Annotated in this window: 5 protein-coding genes and 1 pseudogene; all 6 read left to right on the forward strand. The window is 66.4% G+C overall.

All coding sequences use genetic code 11. The annotated features are described in order from the left end of the window. Window positions 1-210 (forward strand): annotated as a pseudogene (locus ACE3UY_RS12455) (CoA pyrophosphatase); the annotation flags it as partial. A 290-nt stretch (window positions 211-500) separates the two neighbouring features. After that, window positions 501-1775 (forward strand): cytochrome-c peroxidase, encoded by a 1275-nt coding sequence (locus tag ACE3UY_RS12460; protein WP_374687840.1) that lies wholly within the window; start codon window positions 501-503, stop codon window positions 1773-1775. Window positions 1776-2075: 300 nt separating this feature from the next. Then, window positions 2076-2771 carry an ABC transporter ATP-binding protein gene (locus ACE3UY_RS12465; protein WP_374687844.1) on the forward strand — a complete coding sequence of 232 codons (696 nt, stop codon included), beginning with the start codon at window positions 2076-2078 and terminating at the stop codon, window positions 2769-2771. 119 nt (window positions 2772-2890) lie between these two features. Beyond that, a complete protein-coding gene (locus ACE3UY_RS12470; protein ID WP_374687841.1) occupies window positions 2891-3340 on the forward strand; it encodes a hypothetical protein in 450 nt (149 codons plus the stop codon). Window positions 3341-3360: 20 nt separating this feature from the next. Then, entirely contained in the window at window positions 3361-3846 is a 486-nt protein-coding gene (locus tag ACE3UY_RS12475) for a hypothetical protein (protein WP_374687842.1), read from the forward strand. Between the two features lie 101 nt (window positions 3847-3947). Then, the coding region (locus ACE3UY_RS12480) for an ABC transporter permease (protein WP_374687843.1) at window positions 3948-4966 on the forward strand (1019 nt) is incomplete at its 3' end.

Genomic DNA, 4966 nt, shown 5'->3' on the forward strand with positions numbered 1-4966 from the left:
GCCATCGTCGAGGTTCCACTCGACCTGCTGCTCGACCCGGCCACGCGGGTGGAAGAGGAATGGGAGCTGCACGGCCTGCGAATGCGCGTGCCCTTCTTCCTCGTCGGCGGCCACCAGGTGTGGGGGGCGACGGCGATGATGCTGAGCGAATTGGTGGAGCGGGTGCGATATATCGCCGCGCAGCGAGACATTCCCGCCTCTGTTTCCTAGCATAAAGTGTCAAATGTCAGCGAGGAGCATGACATTTGACACCTGACTGCTTGTCCACCCTCCTGGTATCCTTTGACTGGAGCCAATGGAATTACCTGCTGCCCTGTTGCCGTGTAGCGAAGCGCAACAGTTGTCTTCGGCGCGGCGCGTGATAAGGGAGGGAGAATATGGGTTAACGTTGACCAGGCGGCCCTTGTGTTGTGCCACTCATTCACCTTGGGCGGTGATGGTGACTGTCGTCGCGGACGGGCCACCCATCGACCGTTTTCTCACTCAGGAGGAAGTCTGAGATGCGTCACAAAAGAGTGTGGATAGGGCTAATACTCATCAGCGCCGTCTTGCTGCTATTGGCCAGCGCGGCCAGAGCGGGCGGTTACTCCTCCGGCGTAAAGCTCTCCCCCATAGAGCAACTTGGCAAGTCGATCTTCTTCGATGAAGACTTGTCCCTCAACAAGAACCAGTCCTGCGCGACCTGTCACGCGCCAGAAGTGGGCTGGGTTGGACCTGACTCCGCCATTAACCAGGGCGGCGCCGTTTATGAAGGCTCGATTGCCGGCCGGTTTGGCGACCGCCGGCCGCCAGTCTCCGCCTACGCCACGCTAAGCCCCATTTTCCATCTGACCCGGAAGGGTTTGTTTGTGGGCGGCAACTTCTGGGATGGCCGCGCGACCGGGAAGAAGTTGGGCAACCCGGCCGCTGACCAGGCTCAGGGCCCGTTCCTGAATCCGGTGGAGCAAGCATTGCCGGATTCGGCGTGCGTGGTGTATCGGGTCTGCATGGCGTCCTATCCCGTCTCTCTGGAGAACGTGTGGGGCAGCACGGCCTGCGATATTACCTGGCCCGTTGACGTCGAGGCGGCCTGTGCGGCGCCGGGAAGCCCGGTTTCCCTGGCGACGGCTGACCGCGCCACCTCAGACGCAGCCTATGACGCGATCGCCCTCGCGATCGCGGCCTACGAGGACTCGGACGAAGTAAATGCCTTCAGTTCCAAGTACGACCTGTCCCGCGGCCCGCGGGCTGTCAAATTGACCCAGCTGGAACAGAGAGGCTACGCGCTGTTCCGGGGCAAGGGGATGTGCCACCGCTGCCACACCAGCAATGGGCAAGGGGCGCTGTTCACCGACTTCACTTATGACAATCTGGGCCTCCCACAGAACCCAGATAACCCGGCCGGCCTCAGCTTTGTGGACCCAGGCCTAGGCGGTTTCCTGAAGAACGCCGGCTATCCGGAAGCGGTCTACATGGCGGAGTGGGGGAAGCACAAGGTGCCGACGCTGCGCAATGTAGGCCTGCGGCCAAACACCGCGGTCGTCAAAGCTTACGGACATAATGGCTACTTCAAGTCGCTGGAGGGGATCGTCCACTTCTATAACACCCGGGACGTGAAACCCACGTGCCCCGGCCCCTACACCGAAGCGCAAGCATTGGCCGCTAACTGCTGGCCTGCGCCGGAGGTGTCGGCGAACGTGAACACCGCTGAACTGGGCGATCTGGGCCTCACCTCGGCCGAGGAAAGGGCCATTGTAGCCTTCTTGAAGACGTTGAGCGACGGCTATCAGCGTTAGCCGTTCGTTGTGCGTTCCGGAGCGTTCTGCGGAGAACGCTACTGGCCGGACGTGAATGATGAGGGTGAAGTGGCGCCACGGCAGCGGGGCGCCGCTTCTTTATTGCCGCGACCGCCAACTCCGCTGCCCGGCCAGTATGAGAACCGGCCCACTTTCGCCGCTGCTTGCCTTGATTCCCGGCCGGCATCGTACCATACTCATAGACGAGGTTCGGAATCTATGATTGATGAGCAGACAGAGCAGATAGCGGCGCTGTTGGAACGGCAACCCGCCGCGAACGGAGCCGTAGAGAGGGCCGTTATCAGCGCCGCGCCCGTCGTCCGGCTGGAAGGACTGAGCAAGGGCTTCCAGGAGGGCGGCCGGGAGCGGCGGGTGCTGGATCGGGTCGACTACGACTTCGTCCAGGGCGAGTTCGTCGTCCTGCTGGGCCACAGCGGCAGCGGCAAGAGCACGCTGCTCAACCTGATCAGCGGCATCGACCGGCCGAGCGAGGGGCACGTCTCCATCCTGGGCACGCGCATCACCGCCCTAAGCGAGCGCGACCGGACGCTCTTCCGCCGCGACCACATCGGCTTCGTCTTCCAGTTCTTCAACCTCATTCCGACGCTGACGGTGCTGGAGAACGTGACGCTGCCCCAGGAGCTGGCCGGGCGCGACCGCCGGGCGGTGGAGGGGCCGGCGCTGCGGCTGCTGGAGCGCGTGGGGCTGGCCGACCGGCGCGACACCTACCCCGACAAGCTGTCCGGCGGCGAGCAGCAGCGCGTCGCCATCGCCCGCGCCCTGGCCCACGACCCGCTGCTGGCGCTGGCTGACGAGCCGACGGGCAACCTGGACGACGAGACGGGCGAACGGGTGCTGGCCCTGCTGCTGGAGCTGACCCGCGACGCCGGCCGCACGCTCATCATGGCTACCCACAACCCGGACGTGGCGGCGCGGGCGGATCGGGTGTTGCAGTTGCATGACGGCGCATTGAGAGTGGTCAGCGGCCAGCCCTAACCACGGTTCACCGGCCACCGGCCACTTGATAAGCAATTTGTACCGTGTGCGAGAATCTCGCCCCTGCTATCCTGTACGGGGTGGCCGCCTCGATGCGTCTGCCCGATGGAGAGGTGCACATGAAAAGTCGAGTGTTGCTCATTGCCGTCCTGCTGGCGCTCGTCGCGAGCGCCGGGGTCGGGCTGCGCCTGGCGACGTCGCGGGAAGCGACGGCTGCGCCCAACGCGCCGGCCGGTTTCGCCAGCCCGATCAACGGCGGCTGCTACATCGCCGCGGCCAACGTCTGCAAAATCCATATCGACCCGTTCACAATCAACATTGACGACGGCGCGGGCGCCCGGCTCCAGCAGTTCACGCTGTACGCCAACGGGAATCCCATCTACGACTTCCGCACCGACGTATCCAACCCGCCGGCCGCCGACTACTCGCCGTCGCTGGTCATGGAGGACTTCGCCGCGCAGTGCGGCCAGACCTACGCCGTGAACATGGTCGCCAAGGATACGAGCGACGCGAACCCGCTCAACTACGGGCAGACAGCGCAGTTCACCTGTCCGGCGTCCGCGCCGTGAGCCGGGCTATGGCGATGTTCATGAGCAAGGCCGCACGGGTGGGCGTCCTGTTGCTGGCGCTGGCGCTGCTGACCGCCTGGGGCGTGGCGCGCCGGCCGCCGGCCCAGGAGGCGCTGGCCGCCCCTAACGTCTTCAGCGGCCCTATCAACGGCGGCTGCTACCTGGAGACGCCCACGAGTTGCCGCATCCACGTGGACAACTGGCAGCCCATCGTCCCCGATACCGGCCGGGCGCTGCTCGGTTTCCAATTGGTGGCCCAGGCGGACGGCGCGGCGGCGGGGGCGGTGCTCTACGACTTTCGCACCGACGTCTCCAACCCGCCGTCGGGCAGCTATTTGCCGTCGCTCGTCAAGCAGGACTTCGCCGCGCGGTGCGGCGTCACCTACCACCTGACGCTGCGGGCGCAGGACACGGGCGACCTTTCCTTGGAAGAGGTGGGGCGCACCACGCCGTTCCGCTGCCCGGCGATCAAGGTTAAGAACTTTCTGCCGGTGATCGGCCGGTAGTTCAGTGGGTCAGTAGGTCAGTGGTCAGTTGACAGTATGTACTGACCTACTGGCCCACTGACCTGGCCTACTGACCCACTGACTCACTACCAGTAACCCCCATGATCAGCAACACCCCCCTCCGCCGTCTTGCCTGGCGGCGCGCGCGGCGGCATCCGTTCCAGTACGTCTTGTTCGTGCTGGGCGTGGCCATCGGCGTGGCGATGATGGTGTCCATTGACCTGGCCAATGGCTCGGCGCGGCGGGCGTTCGCGCTGTCCACCGACGCCGTGACGGGCAAGGCCACGCACCGCATCGCCGGCGGCCCGGCCGGGCTGGACGAGGAAGTGTACCGCCGGCTGCGCGTCGAACTGGGCTTTGGGCCGGCCGCGCCGGTGGTCGAGGGGTACGTGAGTGTGCCGGAGCTGGGCGGGCAGCCGTTGCGGCTGGTGGGCGTTGACCCGTTCGCCGAGCCGCCCTTTCGCAGTTACTTCAGCGCCGCCGGCGACTCCGGCCTCGACCCGCAGGCGCTGACCGCCTTCCTGACCGAGCCGGCCAGCATCATCTTGTCGGCGGCGGCGGCCGAGGCGCGCGGCGTGGCCCTGGGCGACACGCTGACGGTGGAGGCCAACGGGCGGCAAGCGGCGGCGCGGGTCGCCGGCCTGCTGCGCCCGGCCGACAGCGCCACGGAGCGGGCGCTGAGCGGCATCCTCTTCACCGACATCGCCTCGGCCCAGGAGCTGCTGGACATGGCGGGGCGGCTGAGCCACATCGATCTGATCGCGGAGAGCGAGGCGGCGCTGGCCCCGGTCGCGGCCATCCTGCCAGCCGGGGTGGCGCTGCAGACGGCCGCCGCCCGCCAGAACGCGGTGCAGCAGATGACGGCCGCCTTCGAGCTGAACCTGACGGCGCTGAGCATGCTGGCCCTGGTGGTGGGCATGTTCCTCATCTACAACACCGTGACCTTCAGCGTCATCCAGCGCCGGCCCCTGTTTGGCGTCCTGCGCTGCCTGGGGGCGACGGGCGGGCAGTTGTTCGCGCTCATTCTGGGCGAGGCGGCGCTGCTCAGCCTGATCGGCTCGGCGCTGGGGCTGGGGCTGGGCGTGCTGCTGGGCCGGGGGGTAGTGGGCCTCATCACCCA

Source organism: Promineifilum sp. (SeqCode) (assembly GCF_041918635.1).
Classification (GTDB): domain Bacteria; phylum Chloroflexota; class Anaerolineae; order Promineifilales; family Promineifilaceae; genus Promineifilum.